Raw genomic sequence first — 22,409 nt, forward strand, 5'->3', positions numbered from 1 at the left:
CCCCACCGAGCACCGCGCGACATGACCGCTTCACTACGGCTTGAATCCCCTCTGCCCGACGGCACGCTGCGCGTGCACGAGTGCTACGCCCGCGAGGCGCTGAGCGAACTGGGCGAGATCCGGCTCCGGCTTCTCAGCGAGCAGATGGACATCGCGGCCAGCGACCTGCTCGGCAAGCCGGTGACGGTGGTCATCGCGCTGCGCGATGCCGGCGTGCGCCGCCTGAGCGGCCACGTCGCGCGCTTCGTGCAGGGCGGCTTCGAGGGCCGCCACGCGGTCTACGAGATGACGCTCAAGCCCTGGCCCTGGCTGATGACGCGCACCGCGGACTGCCGCATCTTCCAGGACATGAGCGTGCCCGACATCGTGGCCGCGGTCTTCCAGGACCATCCGGCGGCGCGTTTCGAGCTCAAGCTGATGCGCCCCTACCGCCCCTGGGTCTACTGCGTGCAGTACCGCGAGACGGACTTCAACTTCGTGGCGCGGCTGCTGGAGCAGGAGGGCATCTACTGGTACATCGAGCACGACGAGCGCGGTCACAAGCTGGTGCTGTGCGACGCGGCCGGCGCGCACGACACGACCCCCGGCTGCGACTCGCTCCCTTTCTACGGCAACGTCGAGCAGGCGCCGCCCCTGCTCGAGCACATCAGCCGCTGGACCAGCGAGCAGCGCATGCAGCCGGGCAAGGTCGTGCTGACGGACTACGACTTCGAGCGGCCCTCGGCCTCGCTGCTCAGCGAGCAATCGCGCGAGCGCGACCATGAGCTCTCCGACGGCGAGGTGTTCGACTTCCCGGGCGGCTACCGCCAGTCGGCCGATGGCTCCCAGTACGCGGAGGACCGGCTGGACGAGCTGCACAGCGCGTTCAACGTGCTCAGCGGCAGCAGCAACGCGCAGGGCATCTGCGTGGGCCGGCTGCTGTCGATGAGCCGCCATCCGCGCGACGACCAGAACGGCAAGTACCTGATCACCGCGACCACGCTGACGGTGCGCCAGGCCGCCAGCGAATCGGGCAGCGGCCGCACCGAGCTGCGCTGCGACTTCGGCGCGATCCCGGCGGCGCAGCAGTTCCGGCCGCCGCGCCGCACGGCCAAGCCGATCGTGCCGGGGCCGCAGACGGCCACGGTGACCGGGCCGGGCGGCGAGGAGATCCACACCGACAACTACGGCCGCGTGAAGGTGCAGTTCCACTGGGACCGCCGCGGCCGGCGCGACGAGCGCAGCTCCTGCTGGATCCGCGTGTCGCAGCCGTGGGCGGGCAAGGGATGGGGCGGCGTGTCGATCCCGCGCATCGGCCAGGAGGTGGTGGTCGACTTCCTCGAGGGCGATCCGGACCAGCCGCTGATCGTGGGCCGGCTCTACAACGCCGAGCAGATGCCGCCGTTCAGCCTGCCCGATGGCGCGATGGTCAGCGGCATCAAGACCAAGACGCACAAGGGCACCGGCTACAACGAGATGTCGATGAACGACACCGCGGGGCAGGAGCAGATGACCCTGCACGCGCAGTACGACATGTCGACGACGGTCCTGCATGACCAGACCAACACGGTCAAGAACAACCGCACGACCACGGTGACGGTGAACGACACGCTGACCGTCAATGCCGACCGCACGATGAGCGTGGTGGGCAAGCTGGCCGAGACCGTGAACGCCGGCCATGAGATGACGGTGACGGCGGGCGGCTACACGCAGACGATCACCGGCGCGACCACACGCACGGTGACCGGCGACCTGACCAACACCGTCAACGGCAAGCGCGAGAACACCGTCAACGGCCGCTTCGTGGAGACGGTGACCGCGGGCGAGGAGAAGACGGTCACGGCGGGCAAGCGCCTCACGGTGAGCGGCGGCTACACGCAGGCCATCACCGGCGCGCTGGACGTGCAGACCACCGGCGCGGTGACGCATGGCGCGACCGACACGATGGCGCTGCACGCCACTGGCGCGGGCGCGTACACCTCGGCCAGCTCGCTGACCTTTGGGGTGGGCGGGTCGACCGTCGTCATCGATGGCGGCAGCATCACGATCAGCGCGGGCGGCTCCGTCATCAAGGTCGACGCCAGCGGCGTGTCGGTCAACGGGACGGAAATCTCCCTGAACTGCTGAAGAAAGGGTGGCCATGGCCATCAACCCGGTGCAGCGCCGGCTTGCCGAGCTGCTGCAGCACTGGCAGGCGTTCATCGACCTGCCTGACAAGCGCCTGCTGCTGTGGCAGGCGCCGGACAGCGGCAGGCGGCTGCTCGACTGCTTCTTCGAGATGCAGCGGCACGAGGACCCCGAGGGTCAGGCGGCGAGCGGCACCAGCGGCGACACCTTCATCGTCTTCGAGGCGCCATTCGAGCAGGCGATCGCGTATTCGCGGGCGCTGAAGGAGGCGCTGGCGGGCCAGTACGCGGCGAGCCACGACGAGTTGCGCCGCGCGGGCCAGACGCCGGACTGGCGCTTCGAGCCGGACGAGGCGCCGGACACGGCGGCTGCGTTCGTGCGGGCGCTGGGCTCGCTGGCGGGGCATCACGCGGTGTTCGGGCATCTGGTGGCGGTGCTGTCGCCGTCGGTGGTGCATGACGACGAGGCCTGGGCCGCGTGGGTCGAGCGCGCGCTCCAGGCCGGCGTGCCCGAGGGCGTGCGGCTCCTGGTGCCGGACTTCGTCGAGGTGCCGCGGCTGGAGCGGCTGGCGGCGGCGGATCGTCCCGAGGTGCTGGTGCAGGCGCTGGCGCTGGATGCGTGGTCGGTGGCGCAGGAGACCTTCGCGCAGGAGCCGGCCGTGGGGCCGGGCGGGGTGTTCCGCAACCTGCTGACGGGCTTGTTCGCGTTGGCGGAGAAGGGCTCGGCGGAGCAGGTCCTGCTGAAGGCGCGCGATGCGCTGGCCTTCGCGCGCCAGCAGGGCTGGCCCGATCAGGAGGTGGCGGTGCGGCTGCTCACGGCCGGCGTGATGCTCAAGGAGCGCCGCTGCGACGAGGCCGTCAATCACTATCGCCACGCGCGCACGTCGGCGGAGACCGCGCGCGCCGCCGGCCATCCGGCGGGCGGTCAGCTGGTGCTGCAGTCATGGTTCGGCGAGGCGGCGGCGCTGCTCGCGGCGGGCCAGCCGCGCGAGGCGGCGCCGTGCTACGAGGCCGCCGAGCGGCTCGCGGCCGAACTGCCGAATCCGCTGCTGCGCATCGAAGCGCTGCGCATGGGGACCTTCTGCCTGGCGCGAGCCGGTGACACGCGGGCTGCGCTCGAGTTCGGCCGGCCCGCGCTGGACGTGGGCGAGCGGCTGCGGGCGACGTCGCGGCCGATGACGACGCTGCCGCTGCATTGCTTCGAGATGCTGCGGCTCATCGAGCCCGAGCGCGCGGGCCGCATCGAGGCGATCCGGCATGAGTTCGATCGCGAGCAGGCGCGCCGGCGCGCGCTGCTGGATCAGCAGGCCGCGGCGCTGGAGGCATCGAGCGAGGTGGCCGAGCTGCGGCGGGTCGAGCTGCAGCACTTCGATGAAGGCGAGGCGCTGCAGCAGCAGGCGCAGGAGCGCGCCGACCGCGAAGCGGCGGCGGGCGAGGCGGCGTTCGTCGAGCTGTACACGCAGTCGCAGGGGCTGTTCGGGCCGTCGTGGCCGGTGGCGATGCCGGGGGCCATCACGGCGGCGCCGGCGAAGGCCGAAGCGAAGGCCGAAGAGGCGGCCGCATGAGCCTCTCCGCCAAGCACGGCGATCCGCAACTGGGCCTGGACATCCACCTGTGCACCACGCCGGCCGGCCCGATCCCGCTGCCCACGCCGCATCTGTCGGTGGTGTTCGATCCCTTCGACTACGTCCCCTTCATCGGCGCGACGGTGAAGGTGATGGGCATGAAGCGGGCGACGGCGGGCACGTCGGCGATCGTGGTGCACATCCCGCCGGGTTTCCCCTTCGCGCCGATGATTCCGGAGAAGGACGACGAGCTGTTCATGGGCAGCGCCACGGTGGTGGCCGACGGCGACCCGCTGTCGTACCAGGCGCTGCCGGTGCTGGGCTGCCAGGTGGCCGGGATGCCCAGCCCGATGCGGCTGAAGAAGAAAAAGCTCAAGCCGCCCAGCCTGCTGCCCACCAGCTTCAACCTGGCGATTCCCAACACGGTGAAGGTGGGCGGGGCGCCGACGATCTCGATGGCGGGCATGGCCGCGCGCGGGCTGTTCGCGGGGCTGGGCAAGCTGGCCAAGTCGCGGCTGGGCAAGGCGCTGGGGGCGAGGTTCAAGAAGTTCCGGCAGAAGCTGTTCAAGAACATGGACCCGGGGTTCCTCAAGTGCAAGGTGCTGCGCGCGGAGCCGGTGAACATCCTGACCGGGGAGGTCAGCGTCGAGCAGAGCGACTTCAGCCTGCCGTGGCGCATTCCGGTGGACTGGGTGCGGAGTTACGCGTCGGGACGCGAGCGGGCGGGGGCGTGCGGCGTGGGCTGGGAGAGCCCGGCCGACGCGCGGCTGGAGATCGACGCGGCCGATGGCAGCGTGGTGTTCCTGCATCCGGATGAAGGGCCGGCGCTGTTTCCCGAGCTGCCCAGTGCGCAGGGCGATGCGGCCGCGGTGCTGGAGCTGATGGATGGGGCGCTGCTCAGCGACCACGGCGACGAATGGCGCGTGCGGACCAAGGGCGATCTGATCTATCACTTCCCCAAGAAGCGGGAGATCCTCACGCAAGAGCAGGTGAGGGAAGTGCCGCTGGAGCGCGTGAGCGACCTGTGCGGCAACTGGCTGCAGTACGAATGGGTGGAAGGGCGGCTGAGCGCGATCCGCGAGTCGGGCGGACGGCATTTGCTGGTGGAGTACGCGGGCCGCTTCATCCGGTCGCTGTCGCTGTACGTGCCGGAGGCGGAGTTCAGCCACACCTTCGTGAGCTACGAGCACGACGCGCAAGGCTGCCTGGTGGCGGCGAGCGATGAGCTGGGGAATCCGTACCGGTTCACGTACGACGGCCGGCACATGGTGCGGCACACCAACCGGACGGGGCTGTCGTTCCATTACGAGTACGACAAGAGCGGCGACGGGGAGTGGCAGGTCGTGCACGCGTGGGGCGACGGCGGGCTCTACGACTACCAGTTCGCGTACTGGCCCGCGATCCGCGAGGTGCGCATCACCGACTCGCTGGGGCATGTGTCGACCGTGCAATGCGATGAGAACGGGCTGCCGATCCTGGAGATCGACCCGCTGGGCGGTCGCACGATCTTCGAGTACGACGAGGTCGGACGCACGACGGCGGTCGTGGATGCGGCGAATCGGCGCACGGAGTTTGCCTACGACGAGCGCGGCAGCCTTCTGAGGGTCAAGTGGGCGGACGGCAGCTCGATGTCGGTGGAGGTGGACGCTGGAGGGCGGCCGGTAGCCGTCACTGATGCGGTCGGAGCCAATTGGCATCAGCGCTGGGACGAACGAGGTTTGCTCGTCGAGCAGACCAGTCCGCTGGGTGCGGTCACGATTTACGAGTACAGCGACGACGGTCTGCTTCTGAGCATGACCGATGCACTGAAGGCCACGACGCGTCTTGGCTACAACACCGACGGCTATCTGACCAGCGTGAGGAATGCGCTGGGGCAGGTGACGCGGCTCGAGCGAGATTTGCTGGGTAACGTGCTCGGCCGGTCTGATCCGCTCGGCCGCGCGGTCCGCTACCGCTATGACCGAAAGAGTCGCCTCATCGAGACGAATTTGCCAGCGGGCGGACGCGTTCGTTTTGCCTACGACGCGCAGGACAACCTGACTCACCACGAAGATGAGAACGGTGCTCGCACGAGCTTCGAGTACTTCGGCCAGGGGTTGGTTACCAAGCGACATCAACCCGATGGGTACGTGGTGGAGTACCACTACGACACCGAAGAGCAGCTCATCGGCGTGAGCAACCAGCGCGGGGAGACGTATGAGCTGCGGCGAGATGCGCTGGGGCGCGTCGTCGAAGAGGTCGACTATTGGGGCCAGGCCACGCGATACGTCTTCGATCTCACCGGCCATCTGAAGCAGAGCATCGACCCGCTGGGGCGAGCCATTGACTTCACGACCGACAAGCTCGGCCGAATCCGGCGTAAGCGCTTCCAGCATCCCTTCGATGCGGGTCGGCAGTTCGAAGAGACCTTCGACTTCGACGCGAACGGCAATCTCACCGGCTGCGCGAATGAGCACGCGACGGTGCGGCGCACGTTAGACCTCGAAGGACGACTGCTCGAGGAGAAGCAAGGCGACTTCGTGATCAGGAACTCGTTTGATGCCCTGGGGCGTCGAATCCGTCGTGAGACGACCTCAGGCAACACCATCGCCTACGAGTACGACGCGCTCGGGCAGCCAACGGCCATCCAGATCAACGACGAGCCGCCCATCACGATCGAGCGCGACGAGGCGGGACAAGTCGTCAAGGAGGTGCTCGCACCTGGCCTGGAACGACAGTATCAATACGACGCTGAAGGCCGCCTCACGGGGCAGGGGACTCGTCGCGATGCCGAGTGGCTGTTCATCAACCAGTACGCCTACGACGTGGCGGGCAATCTCACGCATCGCAAGGACAGCCAGTACGGCCTCGACCAGTACCGCTATGACCCGCTCGGACAGGTCGTCGAGCACATCGATCCGCAGGGCCGACTGAAGAAGTTCTTCCAAGATCCGGCCGGGGATCGATTGACCACCGGGGTCAAGCTAGGCGAAGGACCTTGGCGCCGCGAAGGCTGGTGCGAGGGCGTGCATTACCGCTTCGACGCTGCAGGCAATCTGGTGGAGCGGCGCGATGAGCGCGAACTCGGCGACGCCGAGGTGCCGATGACGCTTGCGTTGGAATGGGACGCGAATCACCGACTGGTGCGGCGCTCGTTGCGGCCGACCTTCGGCGCGAGTCAGTCGGAGGCGGATGCTGTCTATGGCTATGACCCGCTGGGGCGACGAGTCCTCAAGCATTCCGACAGCGGCTCGATCCAGTTTGGGTGGGACGGGGACGCGCTGGTGTCAGAAGCGACCGATGGTGCGTTGCAGAACGCGATTCGGCGCGAGTACGTGTATCTCCCCGATAGCTTCGTGCCGGTGGCGCTCGTTGATGGAGAAAGCAGCTACCGATACCACAACGATCCGAACGGATGTCCGACACGCCTGACTTGCGTTGACGGGCGAGTCGTGTGGTCCGCCCGCCACGACGTGCATGGGCGGGCTCAGGTCTTCGTCAACGAGGTCGTCAATCCACTGCGTTTGCAGGGACAGTATGACGACGGCGATACCGGACTGCATTACAACCGATATCGATATTTTGATCCGCACTGCGGTGGATTCGTCTCCCAGGATCCTATTGGGCTACGCGGCGGAGAAAACGCCTACGCTTTGGCGCCGAACATTTTCAGCTGGGCCGATCCTCTCGGGCTGGTCAAGGCGCCGCCGTCGTTGCCGAATGAGCCCGGGATCTACATTATTACCAACGGAAGTGAATCCTACGTTGGGAGTGCAGGTTATGGTGCTCGCGGTATGTCAAAGCGCATATCCGGCACCGATCACAAGATCGCCCAGGATCTGTTGAGCCGCGAGGGTACGAAAGTCCAATATGTGCGCGTCAGGATGGGGACTGCTCCGCTCGGTAGTGATCGGAATAACATCTTGCGCCACTTTGAAAAGCGAGAATATGATAAGCAGGTTGCGCGAGGTTTTACCATGCTGAACGACGCACCTATTCAAGATCCAAAAAAGGTGGCCCACACGTTGGGATTGATTAACGAGCACGGGGTAAAGGCTTCCGCTCGGCGAACAACTTGCAAATAGAAGATGAGCACTAAATCGTATTTCAATCAAAGCAGGCAGCGGTTCTTGGATCCTCTCGCACCTGGCGTTGTCGGTGTAGGTGGTCGAGACGAATGCGATTTTCTTGGCGAGAATTCAACTCGTTTTGCTTGGGGTAAGGTCCCCGACGCTTCGCAGTTGCAGGATGTGCGACTGATCTATCTGTTGCCCACTCCTGCACAGGCGCGAAAACCCGTGCTTCCAGAATTTGTCTCTCAATTGCCAGAGGCTTGGCTACTCGCCATGCCTGCGCCTTTCCTGAACGGCTTGCGGCTCGAACAGCTGCCTCCACTGTTGAGAACGCTGGTCATTGACATGGACGCTCGCTTTATTCCGGCGGATTCTCCGCGCTGGCCTGATGAACTTGTATTGAAAGACTTGCGCGGTCTGATGTTTCGTGGCGGAGATACCGTTTCGGCTAATTGGGCCCGAATGGGGATTGAGCCATTTCGCGTTCCAGGCCTTGAATTTCTTCACTGCCAGATCGATAAGCAGTGCGAGGTTCTTGCTGCGCTGGAAACGTTCCAGGGGCTGGTCCATCTTGAGTTGACCGGAGTGGCAGATCACAACATATTCGAGAGCATCTCCGGTCGGCTTGAGGTACTGTCCATCAATAATTCGGGCAAGGCATTTCCCGTCGCGAATATTTCCCGTCTCTTGGCTTTGAAGACGGTTGTTCTGAACGGCGTCAAAGCACCGGTCGATTGCCGCATCTTCAAGGATTTGCCTGGTCTTGTTGAATTGGAAGTATTGAATTCCGGAAAAATCGAGCATCCCGAGGCGCTGCTCGAATGCGCTGGCTTGCGAAGTATCTCGTTCCGCAACTGCAAAAGCCCGTTCAAAGGCGACTTGAAGCGGGCCATGGAGGAGCGCGGGTATGAGAGGCTTGAGATCAGGTTTGCTTGAAACGCGAAGCGCCGCAGTCGCCGCCTGCGGTAATTCTTTGAGTGGATATTCCAGAAGGTGGCGCTCGTGCAGACAATGATTTCAAATATCCAGCGGCTGCATGCGCAGAGGGCGCCGGCAAGCGATGCTGAACTGCAGCATGCAGTTACACAAGGAAGCTGGTCTGCTCTGCCTGGTGCTCTGCGGCAGCTCCTGAAACTCAGTAATGGATTCCTCACGCCCGGCGGCGTCCATCTTTATGGGACTGGCGATCTCGCCGAGCGCAATCAGACTTTTGAGATCAGCGAGTACAGCCAGGGTTACCTGCTGATTGGCGATGACAGCGGTGGCAAGGGGTATTTGATGCGTCTTGGCGATGAGGACTCCGCGATCTTCAGTTCTGGTTTGGGCGATCTGGACGTAGCCGGCTTCCGGCAAGAGGCCGCGACGTTGCAAGAGTGGATCGACGCGTTGAACTGACCGTCATGCCGAACCTGATCTGCGTAATTCCATCGAGCACCCAAGGACCCGCCGCATGAGCCTCTCCGCCAAGCACGGCGATCCGCAACTGGGCCTGGACATCCACCTGTGCACCACGCCGGCCGGCCCGATCCCGCTGCCCACGCCGCATCTGTCGGTGGTGTTCGATCCCTTCGACTACGTCCCCTTCATCGGCGCGACGGTGAAGGTGATGGGCATGAAGCGGGCGACGGCGGGCACGTCGGCGATCGTGGTGCACATCCCGCCGGGTTTCCCCTTCGCGCCGATGATTCCGGAGAAGGACGACGAGCTGTTCATGGGCAGCGCCACGGTGGTGGCCGACGGCGACCCGCTGTCGTACCAGGCGCTGCCGGTGCTGGGCTGCCAGGTGGCCGGGATGCCCAGCCCGATGCGGCTGAAGAAGAAAAAGCTCAAGCCGCCCAGCCTGCTGCCCACCAGCTTCAACCTGGCGATTCCCAACACGGTGAAGGTGGGCGGGGCGCCGACGATCTCGATGGCGGGCATGGCCGCGCGCGGGCTGTTCGCGGGGCTGGGCAAGCTGGCCAAGTCGCGGCTGGGCAAGGCGCTGGGGGCGAGGTTCAAGAAGTTCCGGCAGAAGCTGTTCAAGAACATGGACCCGGGGTTCCTCAAGTGCAAGGTGCTGCGCGCGGAGCCGGTGAACATCCTGACCGGGGAGGTCAGCGTCGAGCAGAGCGACTTCAGCCTGCCGTGGCGCATTCCGGTGGACTGGGTGCGGAGTTACGCGTCGGGACGCGAGCGGGCGGGGGCGTGCGGCGTGGGCTGGGAGAGCCCGGCCGACGCGCGGCTGGAGATCGACGCGGCCGATGGCAGCGTGGTGTTCCTGCATCCGGATGAAGGGCCGGCGCTGTTTCCCGAGCTGCCCAGTGCGCAGGGCGATGCGGCCGCGGTGCTGGAGCTGATGGATGGGGCGCTGCTCAGCGACCACGGCGACGAATGGCGCGTGCGGACCAAGGGCGATCTGATCTATCACTTCCCCAAGAAGCGGGAGATCCTCACGCAAGAGCAGGTGAGGGAAGTGCCGCTGGAGCGCGTGAGCGACCTGTGCGGCAACTGGCTGCAGTACGAATGGGTGGAAGGGCGGCTGAGCGCGATCCGCGAGTCGGGCGGACGGCATTTGCTGGTGGAGTACGCGGGCCGCTTCATCCGGTCGCTGTCGCTGTACGTGCCGGAGGCGGAGTTCAGCCACACCTTCGTGAGCTACGAGCACGACGCGCAAGGCTGCCTGGTGGCGGCGAGCGATGAGCTGGGGAATCCGTACCGGTTCACGTACGACGGCCGGCACATGGTGCGGCACACCAACCGGACGGGGCTGTCGTTCCATTACGAGTACGACAAGAGCGGCGACGGGGAGTGGCAGGTCGTGCACGCGTGGGGCGACGGCGGGCTCTACGACTACCAGTTCGCGTACTGGCCCGCGATCCGCGAGGTGCGCATCACCGACTCGCTGGGGCATGTGTCGACCGTGCAATGCGATGAGAACGGGCTGCCGATCCTGGAGATCGACCCGCTGGGCGGTCGCACGATCTTCGAGTACGACGAGGTCGGACGCACGACGGCGGTCGTGGATGCGGCGAACCGGCGCACGGAGTACGTGTATGACGAGCGCGGGAATCTGCTGAAGCTGACGCGGCCCGATGGCAGCGCGATGTCGGTAGAAGTGGATGCGCGCAACAAGCCCGTGGCGATCACCGATCCCAACGGTGCGAGCTGGCGTCAGCGATGGGATGACTGCGGGCTGCTTGTCGAAAAGACCAGTCCGCTCGGGGCGGCGACCGTTTACGAGTACAGCGCGGATGGCTTGCTGCTAAGCGTGACCGATGCGCTCAAGGCCACGACGCGTCTGGGGTACGACACCGATGGCTATCTGACCAGCGTGAGGAACGCGCTGGGGCAGGTGACGCGGCTTGAGCGAGACCTGCTGGGGAACGTGGTCCGTCAGTCCGATCCTCTCGGCCGGACCACTCGGTTTCGCTACGACCGGAAGTGCCGGCTCGTCGAGGCGAACCTGCCGGCAGGCGGGCGCATCCGCTGTGTCTACGACGCGCAGGACAACCTGACCCACCACGAGGACGAGAACGGCGCACGCACGCGCTTCGAGTACTTCGGACAGGGACTGATCGCCAAGCGCCATCAGCCCGATGGCCACGTCGTCGAGTACCACTACGACACCGAAGAGCGGCTCATCGGCGTGAGCAATCAGCGGGGCGAAACGTATGAGCTGCGGCGCGATGCCATGGGGCGCGTGGTCGAGGAGGTCGACTACTGGGGCCAGGCGACGCGGTATGTGTTCGATGTCAGCGGCCATCTGAAGCAGAGCATCGACCCGCTGGGGCGAGCCATTGACTTCACGACCGACAAGCTCGGCCGCATCCGGCGCAAGCGCTTCGAGCATCCCTTCGACGCGTCGCGGCAGTTCGAGGAGACCTTCGACTTCGACGCCAACGGCAATCTCATCGGCTGTGCCAACGAGCACGTGACGGTGAAGCGCACGCTCGACGCAGAAGGGCGTCTGCTCGAGGAGAAGCAGGGCGACTTCGTCATCAAGAACGGATTCGATGTCCTGGGCCGCCGCATCCGTCGCGAGACCAGCCTCGGCAACACCATCGCCTACGAGTACGACGCGCTCGGACAGCCGACGTCCATCCGCATCAACGACGAATCGCCGATCACGATCGAGCGTGATGAGGCGGGGCAGGTGGTCAAGGAGGTGCTCGCCCCGGGTCTTGAGCGGCAGTATCAGTACGACGCTGAAGGCCGGCTCAAGGGGCAAGGCGTCCGGCGGGAAGCCGAGTGGCTGTTCAGCACGCAGTACGCCTATGACTCAGCGGGCAATCTCACGCATCGCAAGGACAGCCAGTACGGGCTCGATCAGTTCCGCTATGACCCGCTGGGACAGGTCGTCGAGCACATCGACCCGCAGGGGAAGCTCAAGAAGTTCTTCCAGGATCCGGCGGGGGATCGGTTGACCACCGGCGTGAAGCAAGGCGACGGACCTTGGCGTCGCGAAGGCTGGTGCGAAGGCGTGCATTACCGCTTCGATGCGGCGGGCAACTTGGTGGAGCGGCGCGATGAGCGCCAGCTCGGCGACACCGAGGAGCCCAAGACGCTGGCGCTGGAGTGGGATGCGAATCAGCGGTTGGTGCGGAGTCGTGCGAGGTCGACCTTCGATGAAGGCCAAGCGGACACGGAGACTTTCTACGGTTATGACCCGCTGGGGCGGCGCATTTTCAAGCGTACCGGGGGCAGTGACACCTGGTTTGGCTGGGATGGGAATGCGTTGCTGGCCGAGTGGGCGGGTCATGCGTCTCAAAGGGCGGCGCAACGCGAGTACCTGTACTACCCGCACCGTTTCGCGCCGCTGGCGCTGATCGACGGTGATGGCAGCTATCGCTATCACAGCGATCCCAATGGGAGTCCGACGCGGTTAATCCGGATCGACGGGCAGGTCGTGTGGTCCGCACGGTATGAAGCGTGGGGGCAGGCCCGCGTGCTGCTCAATGAGATCGCCAATCCGATACGACTGCAGGGGCAGTACGAGGACGATGAAACCGGGTTGCATTACAACCGTTGCCGATACTACGATGCGGTCGCCGGTTCGTTCATATCGGTGGATCCTCTCAGGCAAGCCGCCGGAGAGCGCCTATACACGTTTGCCCCCAACGCGCTCGGATGGATCGATCCACTCGGCCTCGTCGGCTGCAGTCCCAAAGCCCGTCAACATATTCTCTATGGCGATGGGCCAGGGAGTGGCGGCCACCTCTGGCCAGGCCAACCAGGGAAGACAACTTATCCCCAATCCTGGGACGCCGACAAAATCATCTCGAACGTCGACGACATCGTCACTTCACCTCATACGACTTGGTATGCCCAGACAGGCAGCGGTGGTGCACTGACGAATGCCGGCGACCCAGCAAAATGGGTCGCGTGGGAAACGCGCGATGGCGTTCAGATCCGTACTGTCATCAAACCAGCAACTGGTGAAGTCATCACTGCCTTCCCGGATCCTGGACCGATTCCAAACCTTCCATTGGCAAATTAATGAATTCAGGCAGGAACTGGAACACCTTGCGCCAGCGCTTCGAGGGCAGGCTTTCGGAACGATTCCTCGATCTCGCGTTGGATTACGTTCGTTTCGGGGAAGAGCCCTTGGCGCTGGAAACGCTTTGCGACTATTTGCTGGAGGAGGCGGTGCCGCTTTCCGCTGGCGATTTTGAGCATCTGATGGAATTTAACGCTTCAATGCAGCCAAGGCTTTCCTCAAACGTCGTGGCGGCAGTCAAAAGATTGATCAAGTCCACCGGGCAAGCTTGAGTTTCATTTGGGCGCCGTCAGTCTCGGAATTGATGTTGAACGAGATCGGTTTGAAAAATAAAAATCTTCGGGCCCAAATCGCCGAAGTCAAGAAGATTGCCGAGGCTCACATAAAGGCTGGCACTAATCCGTTCAAGGGTTGCACGTCATGACGAAATCTGGGGTGCATAAACGTCCAGCACCGATAGTGGCGATCGAGCAGATGATGCGGCTTCAACCGAGCAGTTCCGCTCTTGATGCGGCAGCCGAACGACGCAATCCACCAGCGGACGTTGGGACAGACTGAAACCCGGACGTTGTCGATCGGCGGTGACGATCTGACGCGTCGTTGGTGGTCGCTGAACGGTATCGTGGCTGCTGACTTCAACGTGGCCTGCCCGGAGGGACTCGAACCCCCGACCTGCTGCTTAGAAGGCAGCTGCTCTATCCAGTTGAGCTACGGGCAGACTGATGTCGGTAGACCGACGGGCCCGTGCGTCCAGATGAACTTCGGGCCCTTGGAGCGCGTTCCCACGCCTCCGAAGGGCCCGAATTGTGCCATGCGTTGCGCCGTCAACAGCGCCGATCAGGCAGTTCGATTTCGACCAGCATCCGGTCGACTGTCGACGATCTGAAATTCAGATCAGCACGTTCACGATCGCGTTGCCGATACCCATCAGCGCCGCGCCCGAGATCAGGCCCGCGCACACCGGCTCGCACCCGTCCACCCAGCGCTTCCAGCCCGCCGTGCCCGGCGTCTTGTGCACCTTCGCCATCACGAAGAACATCATCGCCCCGACCCACATCGCGAAGGTCGACTCCGGCGGCAGCACCACGCCCAGACCGATCGCCACCGACGACAGCGGGAACTTGCCCTTCGTCGCCATCTTGATCAGCTCGATCCCCACCGCGCACACCGCCGCCACCGCCATCGTGATCAGCGCCGACGCCGGCAGGCTGTGCAGCCCGTTGGCGATGATCTCCGCCACGCCGCGCCATTGCACCGCCGCCGGCATCGAGAACTGCTCCGAAATGATCGTCGAGGTGCTGCGCACCCCCTCCGCGTTCTTCGGCACGAACAGCAGGAAGAACAGCGGCACGCAGAACAGCACCCCCGCCACCACCCCGATCACGTGACCGATCGCCTGGTGCCGCGGCTTGCCGCCCAGCATGTAGCCCGGCTTGATGTCGCTCAGCAGGTTGGCCGCGTTGGACGAGATCTCCGAGGTCATGCCCGCCGGAATCAGATTGGACGCCGGATTGGCCCGGTCGATCGCGCCCATCGTGAACTGCGTGATCTTGGACAGCGCGCCGGTCGGCGTCCACGAGGTCAGCGCCATCGAATTCGTGCAGATCACCGTCAGCACGAAGATCAGCGGCAGCGAGATCAGCGCCATCACGAAGGGCACGCCGAAGAACACATGCGCCACGTACGACGACAGCACCCCCAGCACCGGCACCCCCACGAAGGAGATCCACAGCGGCACCTCGATGTGCTTGAGCAGGTCGCTGCCCGCGTCCGCGCCGCCCGGCTTGCGGCGCAGCGACTTGAACACCGCGATGAACAGGTCCGGCTTGGCCAGCAGCGTCGTCAGCGAGCCCGCCACCATCATCGCCACGCCCCACCACATCGACCACTGGTTGACGATCTCCGCGCGCGAGATCGGGATCGGCGCGCCCGTGGCGCTCACGCGCTGAACGATGTCGCCCGCCTGGATCATGATCGGCGCCAGCACCACGAAGTTCACGAAGGCGCCCAGCAGGCAGCTCGTCGCCACCGCGATGCCCATCAGCCCGCCCACGCCGAGCATCGCCACGTCCAGCGTCAGCCGCAGACCCAGCGCGCGGATGTCGATGCCCAGGATCTTGGGGATCCAGATCTCGGCCTTGGCCGCCAGCCCGTAGTAGTACTGGTCCAGCCGCTCGTGGAAGGTCCAGGGCTCGGTCATGCCGGCCCACTTGTCCATGCGCAGGATCTTGAACTGCAGCAGCTTCATCCAGCCGTCGCTGATGACTGCCTGGTACAGCGCCGCGCCGCCCGCCACCTTGGCCAGCAGCTTGGCCTTGTAGATGCCCTCGCCCCCCTCGCCGGTGTAGAGCGAGTCCAGCACCACGCCGCAGGCGCGCCCCTCAGGGAAGGGCAGCTGGTCCTCATTGATGAAGCGCCGCTTCATCGGGAAGGCCACCAGCACGCCCAGCACCGCGATCAGGATCATCCAGATCGTCATCTGCCACCACGGCACGATGCGGTCCACGAAGAGCATGTACGCCGCCAGCGACGAGAACAGCGGCGACACCACGTAGCCCGCCGCCGTCGCGATCGACTGCGTGCAGTTGTTCTCCAGGATCGTGTAGTCCTGGGCCCAGCCCAGCGTCGCGAAGATGCGGAAGATCGCGAAGGCCAGGATCACCGACGTCAGGCCCACCCCGACGCTGATGCCGGTCTTGCCGCCGATGTACAGCGAGGTCGCCGCCAGGATGCCGCCCAGCATGAAGCCGGTGAAGCCCGAACGCAGCGAGAGCTGCGCCATGTCGCCGCGGAAGACGTTCTTGAACCACCACTCGTCCTTCTGCGCGCGCGTCCAGGTCTGCACCTGTTCGTCGGTCAAATGCTGAAGCGCCATGCTCTGCTCGATCTTTCCGGGCCAACCCGTTGGCGCGCCGGTCCCGGCTCGTGACCGGGAGGCGCAGTTCTGAAACAAAAAAACAGCGCGCATTGTCCCCGGCTGACACGGTGCTGACACCACGAGGGCGATGGGGTTTCCCCCTACGGGCGCTCGCCGGTGCGCCCTTACGCATTTCTCCGGGCGGTGTCCTCACGGCGTGTGAACTTGCCGCCTTTGCGCGTCTCGTCCCCCCGTGAACCGGTGTCGCGCGCCCCTGCGGCGGCCTTCAGCGCCTAGCATCGAACCCTCTTTCGCGGCTTCCGGAGCCCTCCTGATGTTGATGTGGGTCTTGCTCGGCGTCCTGTTGGGCGCGGCGCTGGCGCTGCTTCCGCTCTCGGCGGTCCAGCAGCGCTGGAAGCGCGCGCGCCGCCGCCGCCAGTGCGACCCGCTGACCGGCCTGCCGCTGTCACGCCGCTTCGAGGACGACTTCACCGCCGCGCTCGAATCGCTCGCGCGCCGTGGCGGCGAGGGGTGTCTGCTCTACATCGGCCTGGACGGCTTCCGCCTCGTCAACGACGAGCATGGCAAGGAGAACGGCGATCAACTGCTGATCCACACCGCGGCCCGGCTGCGGCAGCTCGCCGGCGAGCGCGCGCTCATCGGGCGGCTGGGCGGCGACGAGTTCGCCGTCTGGAGCGAGATTCCCGCGGCGCAGACCGACCGGCTGGTGAAGCAGACGCTGGAGACACTGTGCGAGCCGGTCGTCAACGGCGGGACGGCGCTGCGGGCCGGCCTGTCGGTTGGCGTGGCGATGTCGCCGGAGCATGGCGGCTCGATCCGCCTGATCCGGCGTGCCCAGACCGCGATGCGTTCGGTCAAGCGCCTGGGCGGCAATGGACACGCCTTCTTCGACGCGGTGCAGGAAGAAGTGATGCGCGAGGAAATGGCGCTGGCACGCGAACTGCGCGAGGCGATCAAGCGCCAGCAGCTCGAGCTCGTCTACCAGCCCAAGGTCAATGCCGCCACGCTGCAGGTCACGTCCGTCGAAGCGCTGCTGCGCTGGCGGCATCCGACCCTGGGCATGGTCAGCCCCGCGCGCTTCATCTCTGTGGCCGAGCGCTACGGGCTCATCGACGCCATCGGCGACTGGGTCGCCGACACCGCGCTGGCCCAGGCGGCGCATTGGCGCGAGCTCGGCCTGCGCATGCGCGTGGCCATCAACGTGTCGGGCTACCAGATGCGATCGGACGACTTCATCGCCAGGCTCGAAAAGGGCTTGAAGCTGCATCGCCTGCGCCCCGAGCGCTTCACCTGCGAGATCACCGAGTCCGTCGCCATGGAGCACGCCTCCGTCACCGAACGCGCCTTCAAGCGCCTGGGCGCGCTGGGCGTGCATGTGTCGATCGACGATTTCGGCACCGGCTACTCGAGCCTCGCGGCGCTGCGCCAGTTGCCCGCGCAGGAGTTGAAGATCGACCGCGCCTTCGTCGGCGATGTCGCCGGCAGCGTCGAGGCGCAGGCCATCGTCCGGGCGGTGGTCGAGATGGCTCGCGCGCTGCAGATGAAGGTGGTGGCGGAGGGCGTCGAGACGGTGGCCCAGCGTGACCAGTTGGTCGCCATGGGCTGCGATGAGCTGCAGGGCTACCTGTTCGCCAAGCCGATGTCGGCGCGCGCGATCGAGGTGCTGGCCTCCGATGCGCGTCCCGGCGCGGGCGGTGGTCCCGAAGCCTTCCGGCCGTCGATCTTCGTGGAGACGGCGGCAGTGCCGCTGGACGCGCGGAGCTGAACCGGCGCCGCCGCGCGAGCGCGCCAGACCCCCTCATGTGAAGGGGGTGAGCGGGCCTGAAGCGTTGGATCGCCGTCGTCATCGGGGTTTTCGTCCACGTACCGCACGGGGCCACGGGGTCAGGTTATGACAGGGCGGGACGGTGGCGCACACAATGCGCGCCAATCCAAAAACCGCGTCCGCCCGTCCATGCAAGTCGCCCTTCTTGACGACGATCACCACCAGCTCGATGTCCTGACCCGGGCGGTGGAAGCGCTCGGTTACACGGGGCATCGCTTCGCCACCGGCGGCGCCTTGCTGCAGGCGCTGCAGCGCGCCACCTTCGACCTGATGCTGGTCGACTGGGAGCTGCCCGACATGCCGGGACTGGACGTGCTGCGCACGCTGCGCTCGCGGCATGGCGTGCGCACGCCGGTGATCTTCGTGACGCATCGCGACGACGAGCGCGACGTGGTGCAGGCGCTGACCGCCGGCGCCGACGACTACGTGATCAAGCCGGTGCGCGGCGCCGAGCTCAAGGCCCGCATGCTGGCACTGCTGCGCCGCAGCTATCCCGGCGACGACGCGGGCCTGCGCCATGGCGGCTTCCTGCTGCAGCCGGCCACCGGCACGGCCTTCTTCGAGGGCGAGCCGATCGAGCTCAAGCAGCGCGAGTTCGACCTGGCGCTGTGCCTGTTCCGGCAACTGGGCCAGGTCTTGTCCCGCGCCTACCTGATGCAGACCGTGTGGGGCCGCGGCGAGGACCTGCCCACCCGCACGCTGGACACGCACATCTCGGCGGTGCGCAGCAAGCTGGGCCTGCGGCCCGAGCGGGGCTACCGCCTCAGCGCGGTGTATGGCCACGGCTATCGGCTCGAGGTCATCGCACCCGGCATGTCCGCCGCGGAGACACGCGAATGAAGCGCTCGGCGATGGCGATGGCCGCCGCGCTGGCGGCCCTGCCGGTGCTGGCCGGATGGGGCGGCGCCGCGCGGGCCGGGGAGCTCTTCCCCTATGAAGTGCAGCACGGCGATTCGCTGTACACGGTCGCCGGGCGTCTGCTCGAGGACCCGCGCCGCTGGCCCGAGGTCGCGAAGCTGAACCGGCTGGCGCAGCCCTCGCGGCTGCGGCCCGGGCAGCGGCTGATGCTGCCGGCCTCACTGCTCAAGGGCACGGCGCGCCCGGCTCGCGCCGAGTACGTGCGCGGCCCCGTGCGCGCCGGCGGCCAGGCGCTGCGCATCGGTGACGAGGTGACCGAGGGCGCGGTGCTGGAGGTCGGCGCGCAGGGCTTCGTCAGCCTGCGGCTGCATGACGGCTCGCTGCTGCAGCTGCAGGCCAACAGCCGCTCGAAGCTGCTGCGCCTGCGCGACCTGCCGGTGGGCCAGCGCCGCAACACGCTGGTCGAGCTCGACGGCGGACGTGTCGATGCGACCGTCGCGCCGCAGCCTGGCGGCTCGCGCTTCGAAGTGAAGACGCCGCTGGCGACGGCCGGCGTGCGCGGCACGCGCTTCGGCGTCACCGTGCCGGCGGCGGGCGCGCTTGCCACCGCCGACGTGGTGGAGGGCCGCGTCGAGGTGCAGGCGCAAGGCCAGGCGCAACGCGCCGGCGAGGCCGTCGCGCTCGCGGCGGGGCAGGGCGCGGTGGTGCGCCGCGGCGCCGCGCCGCTGCTCAAGCCGCTGCTGCCGGCGCCGGCGCTGCCCGGCGGCACGATCCGGCTGGAGCGCATGCCCGGCGAGATCCCCTTGCCCGCGGTGCCCGGCGCGTCGCGCTACCGCGTGGAGGTCGCCGACGACGCGGCCTTCACCCGCGTGCTGTGGTCGGGCGAAGGGCCTTTGCCGCTGGTGGTCGAGGGCCTCGACGATGGCCGCTATCCGCTGCGTGCGCGGGCCATCGACGCCGATGGCCTGCTTGGCGCCGAGCGCGCCGGCGAGTTGTGGGTGCGCACGCGGCCGGTGGCGCCGCTGGCGCAGTCGCCCCGGCCGGACGAGATCGTCGCCCCCGATGCGGTGACCATTGATTGCACCTCGGTGCCCGGCGCGGCCGCCTATCGGCTCGAGGTCTCGGCCAGCGCCGGTTTCGAATCGCCGCTGCAGCGCGCCGAGTCCCGCGATCGCTGCCACTTCGCGCTCCCGGCGCTGCCGGCGGGCGAGTTGTATTGGCGCGTCGCCTCGGTGGCGGCGATGGCCGATGGCCGGCTCGAACGCGGTCCCTTCAGCGATCCGGGCCGCTTCGTCGTGGTCCCGTATCCGGCCGCGCCCGCGGCGGCCGACATTGGCATCGACGGCCAGCGCCTGCATTGGAAGGCGTTGCCGGGCTACCGCTATCGCGTGCAGATCGGCACGGACACGGCGTTCGCCACGGTGGTGCAGGACGAGGTTGTCGAGGTCGGCGAGCTGCGCCTGTCGCTGCCGCCGGGCTGCACGCCCTATGCGGTGCGCCTGCGGGCGGCCGACGCGAACGGCCGCTGGAGCGCGTTCTCGCCGCCGCGCGTGATCGAGGCCGAGGCCTCCGTCTGCAGTGGCGATGGCGCGCCCGTGCGGTCGGACGGCGGTCCGGTGCGGACGGCGCGCTGATGGCCCGCTGGCGCGGCAGGACCGGCGCCTGGCGCCTGGGCGTCGCGCATCGCTCGGGCCTGGCGCTGCTGCTGTTCGCCGCGGTCGCGGGCGCGCTGGGCAGCCTCAATGGCCTGGGCCGCGTCGACGCGCTGATCGCCGATCGCTTGATGGCCTGGAGCGGCCGCGCGGCGCCGACGGACATCGTCATCGTCGGCATCGACGACGCGAGCCTGGCCGCGCTCGGCCGCTGGCCGTGGCGGCGGGAGACGCATGCGCGGCTGCTGGACGCGCTCAGCGCCGCGGGGCCGCGCGCGATCGGCCTGGACCTGATGTTTTCCGAGCCCGAGCCGGCGGGCGACGCGGTGCTTGCCGCGGCGATGCGCCGCAATGGCCGCGTGGTGCTGCCGGTGCGGATGGCACCGCTGCAGTCGGGCGACGCGATGGTGTCGCTGCCAGTGCCCGCGCTGGCCGCGCAGGCCGCGGCGCTGGGGCATCTGCATCTGGAACTGGATGACGACGGCGTCGTGCGCACGATCTTCCTGCGCGAGGGCTTTGGCGCCGTGCTGTGGGACCACTTCACGCTGGCGCTGCTGCGCACGGCGGGCGAGGCTCTGCCCGCGCCGCCGGCCGCGCCGCCTGCGGGACGTCCCGGCTGGTGGCACCGGGAGCAGGCCTTCCGCATTCCCTATGCCGGACCGCCGGGGCATGTGCGGCGCGTGTCCTACCTCGACGTGGTCGAAGGCCGCGTCGCGCCCGAGGCGCTGCGCGGCGCCATCGTGCTGGTCGGGGCCACGGCGCCGGGCCTGACCGATGCCTATCCCGCGCCGGTTGCGAGCCAGGACACGCTGATGCCGGGCGTGGAGATCTCCGCCCAGGTGCTGGCGGCGCTGCGCTCGGGGCGCTCGCTGCGCGACGCGTCGCCGGGCGAGGCGGCGCTGCTCACGCTGGCGGCGCTCGCGCTGGCCGTGCTCGCCTTGCGCTTCGTGCGGCCGCGCTGGGCGGCGGCCACCGTCATCGCGCTGCTGCCGCTGACCGTGCTGGCGGCCTGGGCGCTGCTGCAGGCCGGCGTGCAGTGGCAGCCCGGCGCGGCGCTGCTCGGTCTGCTGCTGCTCTATCCGCTGTGGGCCTGGCGGCGGCTGGACGTGGTGCTGGCCTACCTCGCGCGCGAGTTCGACCGCATCCGGCAACAACTGCCCCCGCATGAACGTCCGCGCCCGGCCCGCTCCGGCGGCGACCTGCTGGACCGCCGCATGGCCGAGCTCTCCGCCGCGGCGCTGCACGTGCGCGCGCTGGAGCGGCAGCGGCGCGAGGCGCTGGACTTCCTGTCGCATGACCTGCGCGCGCCGCTGTCGGCGACGCTGGCGCTGATCGAGCTGCAGGGCGAGGCCTCGCAGGCGGCGCCGCTGCCGGCGATCCAGGCGCAGATGCGGCGCGCGCTCGCACTGGCCGATGGCTTCGTGCAGCTGGCGCGGGCCGAGTCCGCGCAGGGCTATCGCGACGAGCCGCTGGACCTGCGCGACGTGCTCGTCGAAGCGGTCGATGGCTGCTGGGCGCAGGCGCAGCGGCAGGGCCAGCGGCTCGACAGCGTGGCGCCCGCCCAGGAGTGCCTGATCCGCGGCGATCACGGGATGCTGGTGCGCGCGCTGACCAATCTGATCGACAACGCGCTCAAGCACGGCGGCGCTGGCGCGGTCCGGTGCCGCTTGACGAGCGGCGCGCCGGGCGCCGGCCGCGCCGGGGACTGGCGGCTGGAGGTGATCGATGGCGGCACGCCGCTGTCCGCGGAGGTCGCGGCCCGCCTGTTCGAGCGCTTCCAACGCGGCGCCAGCGGCGCGCCCGGCACCGGCCTGGGCCTGGCCTTCGTGCAGGCGGTCGCCCGGCATCACGGCGGCCAGGCCGGATGGCGCCTTGCGGAGCCGGCCGAGGCGCAGCACGCGGCGCCCGGCAACGCGTTCTTCATCGACCTGCCGCGCGGCTGACGCCGGCGATTGTCAACAAAGGTCAACGGCTCTCCCCAAGCGCGCGGCGGCGCCG

12 protein-coding genes and 1 tRNA gene are annotated in these 22,409 nt (G+C 67.4%); 11 read left to right on the plus strand and 2 right to left on the minus strand.

Going from position 1 to position 22,409, the window contains the following annotated elements; translation table 11 throughout:
- Positions 1-21: 21 nt before the first annotated feature.
- The 7 genes from tssI to ABDW61_RS12090 are packed head-to-tail and all read left to right on the plus strand — an operon-like array spanning position 22 to position 13,470.
- Positions 22-2,106, plus strand: a complete 2,085-nt coding sequence (gene tssI / locus ABDW61_RS12060) for a type VI secretion system tip protein TssI/VgrG (protein ID WP_343638922.1) — start codon at positions 22-24, stop codon at positions 2,104-2,106.
- A gap of 13 nt (positions 2,107-2,119) precedes the next feature.
- Positions 2,120-3,670, plus strand: a complete 1,551-nt coding sequence (locus tag ABDW61_RS12065; RefSeq protein ID WP_343638923.1) for a hypothetical protein — start codon at positions 2,120-2,122, stop codon at positions 3,668-3,670.
- Positions 3,667-7,734 carry an RHS repeat-associated core domain-containing protein gene (locus ABDW61_RS12070; protein ID WP_343638924.1) on the plus strand — a complete coding sequence of 1,356 codons (4,068 nt, stop codon included), beginning with the start codon at positions 3,667-3,669 and terminating at the stop codon, positions 7,732-7,734. The genes ABDW61_RS12065 and ABDW61_RS12070 overlap by 4 nt, the downstream gene beginning before the upstream one ends.
- Before the next feature lie 3 nt (positions 7,735-7,737).
- On the plus strand, positions 7,738-8,658 hold the full coding sequence (locus tag ABDW61_RS12075; protein ID WP_343638925.1) for a hypothetical protein: 921 nt from the start codon (positions 7,738-7,740) through the stop codon (positions 8,656-8,658).
- Between the two features lie 57 nt (positions 8,659-8,715).
- Entirely contained in the window at positions 8,716-9,117 is a 402-nt protein-coding gene (locus tag ABDW61_RS12080) for an SMI1/KNR4 family protein (RefSeq protein WP_343638927.1), read from the plus strand.
- 55 nt (positions 9,118-9,172) lie between these two features.
- Positions 9,173-13,198, plus strand: coding sequence for an RHS repeat-associated core domain-containing protein (locus ABDW61_RS12085; RefSeq protein WP_343638928.1), 4,026 nt, complete (start codon positions 9,173-9,175; stop codon positions 13,196-13,198).
- Between the two features lie 26 nt (positions 13,199-13,224).
- Positions 13,225-13,470: a MafI family immunity protein gene (locus tag ABDW61_RS12090; protein WP_343638929.1), complete on the plus strand. Its 246-nt coding sequence runs from the start codon at positions 13,225-13,227 to the stop codon at positions 13,468-13,470.
- Between the two features lie 369 nt (positions 13,471-13,839).
- On the opposite strand, the gene ABDW61_RS12095 is transcribed toward ABDW61_RS12090, so the two are convergent.
- Together ABDW61_RS12095 and ABDW61_RS12100 are read right to left on the minus strand one after the other, a co-directional pair.
- Positions 13,840-13,916 (minus strand) — tRNA-Arg (locus tag ABDW61_RS12095).
- Between the two features lie 171 nt (positions 13,917-14,087).
- Entirely contained in the window at positions 14,088-16,073 is a 1,986-nt protein-coding gene (locus ABDW61_RS12100) for an OPT family oligopeptide transporter (RefSeq protein WP_343638930.1), read from the minus strand.
- A gap of 316 nt (positions 16,074-16,389) precedes the next feature.
- Here ABDW61_RS12100 and ABDW61_RS12105 point away from each other — a divergent pair, with 316 nt between their 5' ends.
- The 4 genes from ABDW61_RS12105 to ABDW61_RS12120 all read left to right on the plus strand — a co-directional run bounded on the left by ABDW61_RS12105 (position 16,390) and on the right by ABDW61_RS12120 (position 22,354).
- Positions 16,390-17,841, plus strand: a complete 1,452-nt coding sequence (locus ABDW61_RS12105; protein ID WP_343638931.1) for a bifunctional diguanylate cyclase/phosphodiesterase — start codon at positions 16,390-16,392, stop codon at positions 17,839-17,841.
- Between the two features lie 189 nt (positions 17,842-18,030).
- The gene (locus ABDW61_RS12110) at positions 18,031-18,741 is read left to right on the plus strand and encodes a response regulator transcription factor (protein WP_343638933.1); all 711 of its coding nucleotides are present in this window, start codon (positions 18,031-18,033) and stop codon (positions 18,739-18,741) included.
- The gene (locus tag ABDW61_RS12115; RefSeq protein WP_343638935.1) at positions 18,738-20,393 is read left to right on the plus strand and encodes a FecR domain-containing protein; all 1,656 of its coding nucleotides are present in this window, start codon (positions 18,738-18,740) and stop codon (positions 20,391-20,393) included. Before ABDW61_RS12110 ends, ABDW61_RS12115 begins: the two co-directional genes overlap by 4 nt.
- The gene (locus ABDW61_RS12120; RefSeq protein ID WP_343638936.1) at positions 20,393-22,354 is read left to right on the plus strand and encodes a CHASE2 domain-containing protein; all 1,962 of its coding nucleotides are present in this window, start codon (positions 20,393-20,395) and stop codon (positions 22,352-22,354) included. The genes ABDW61_RS12115 and ABDW61_RS12120 overlap by 1 nt, the downstream gene beginning before the upstream one ends.
- Positions 22,355-22,409: the final 55 nt, after the last annotated feature.

Origin of the sequence: Roseateles sp. (genome assembly GCF_039595595.1) — a bacterium.
Classification (GTDB): Bacteria; Pseudomonadota; Gammaproteobacteria; order Burkholderiales; family Burkholderiaceae_C; genus Roseateles.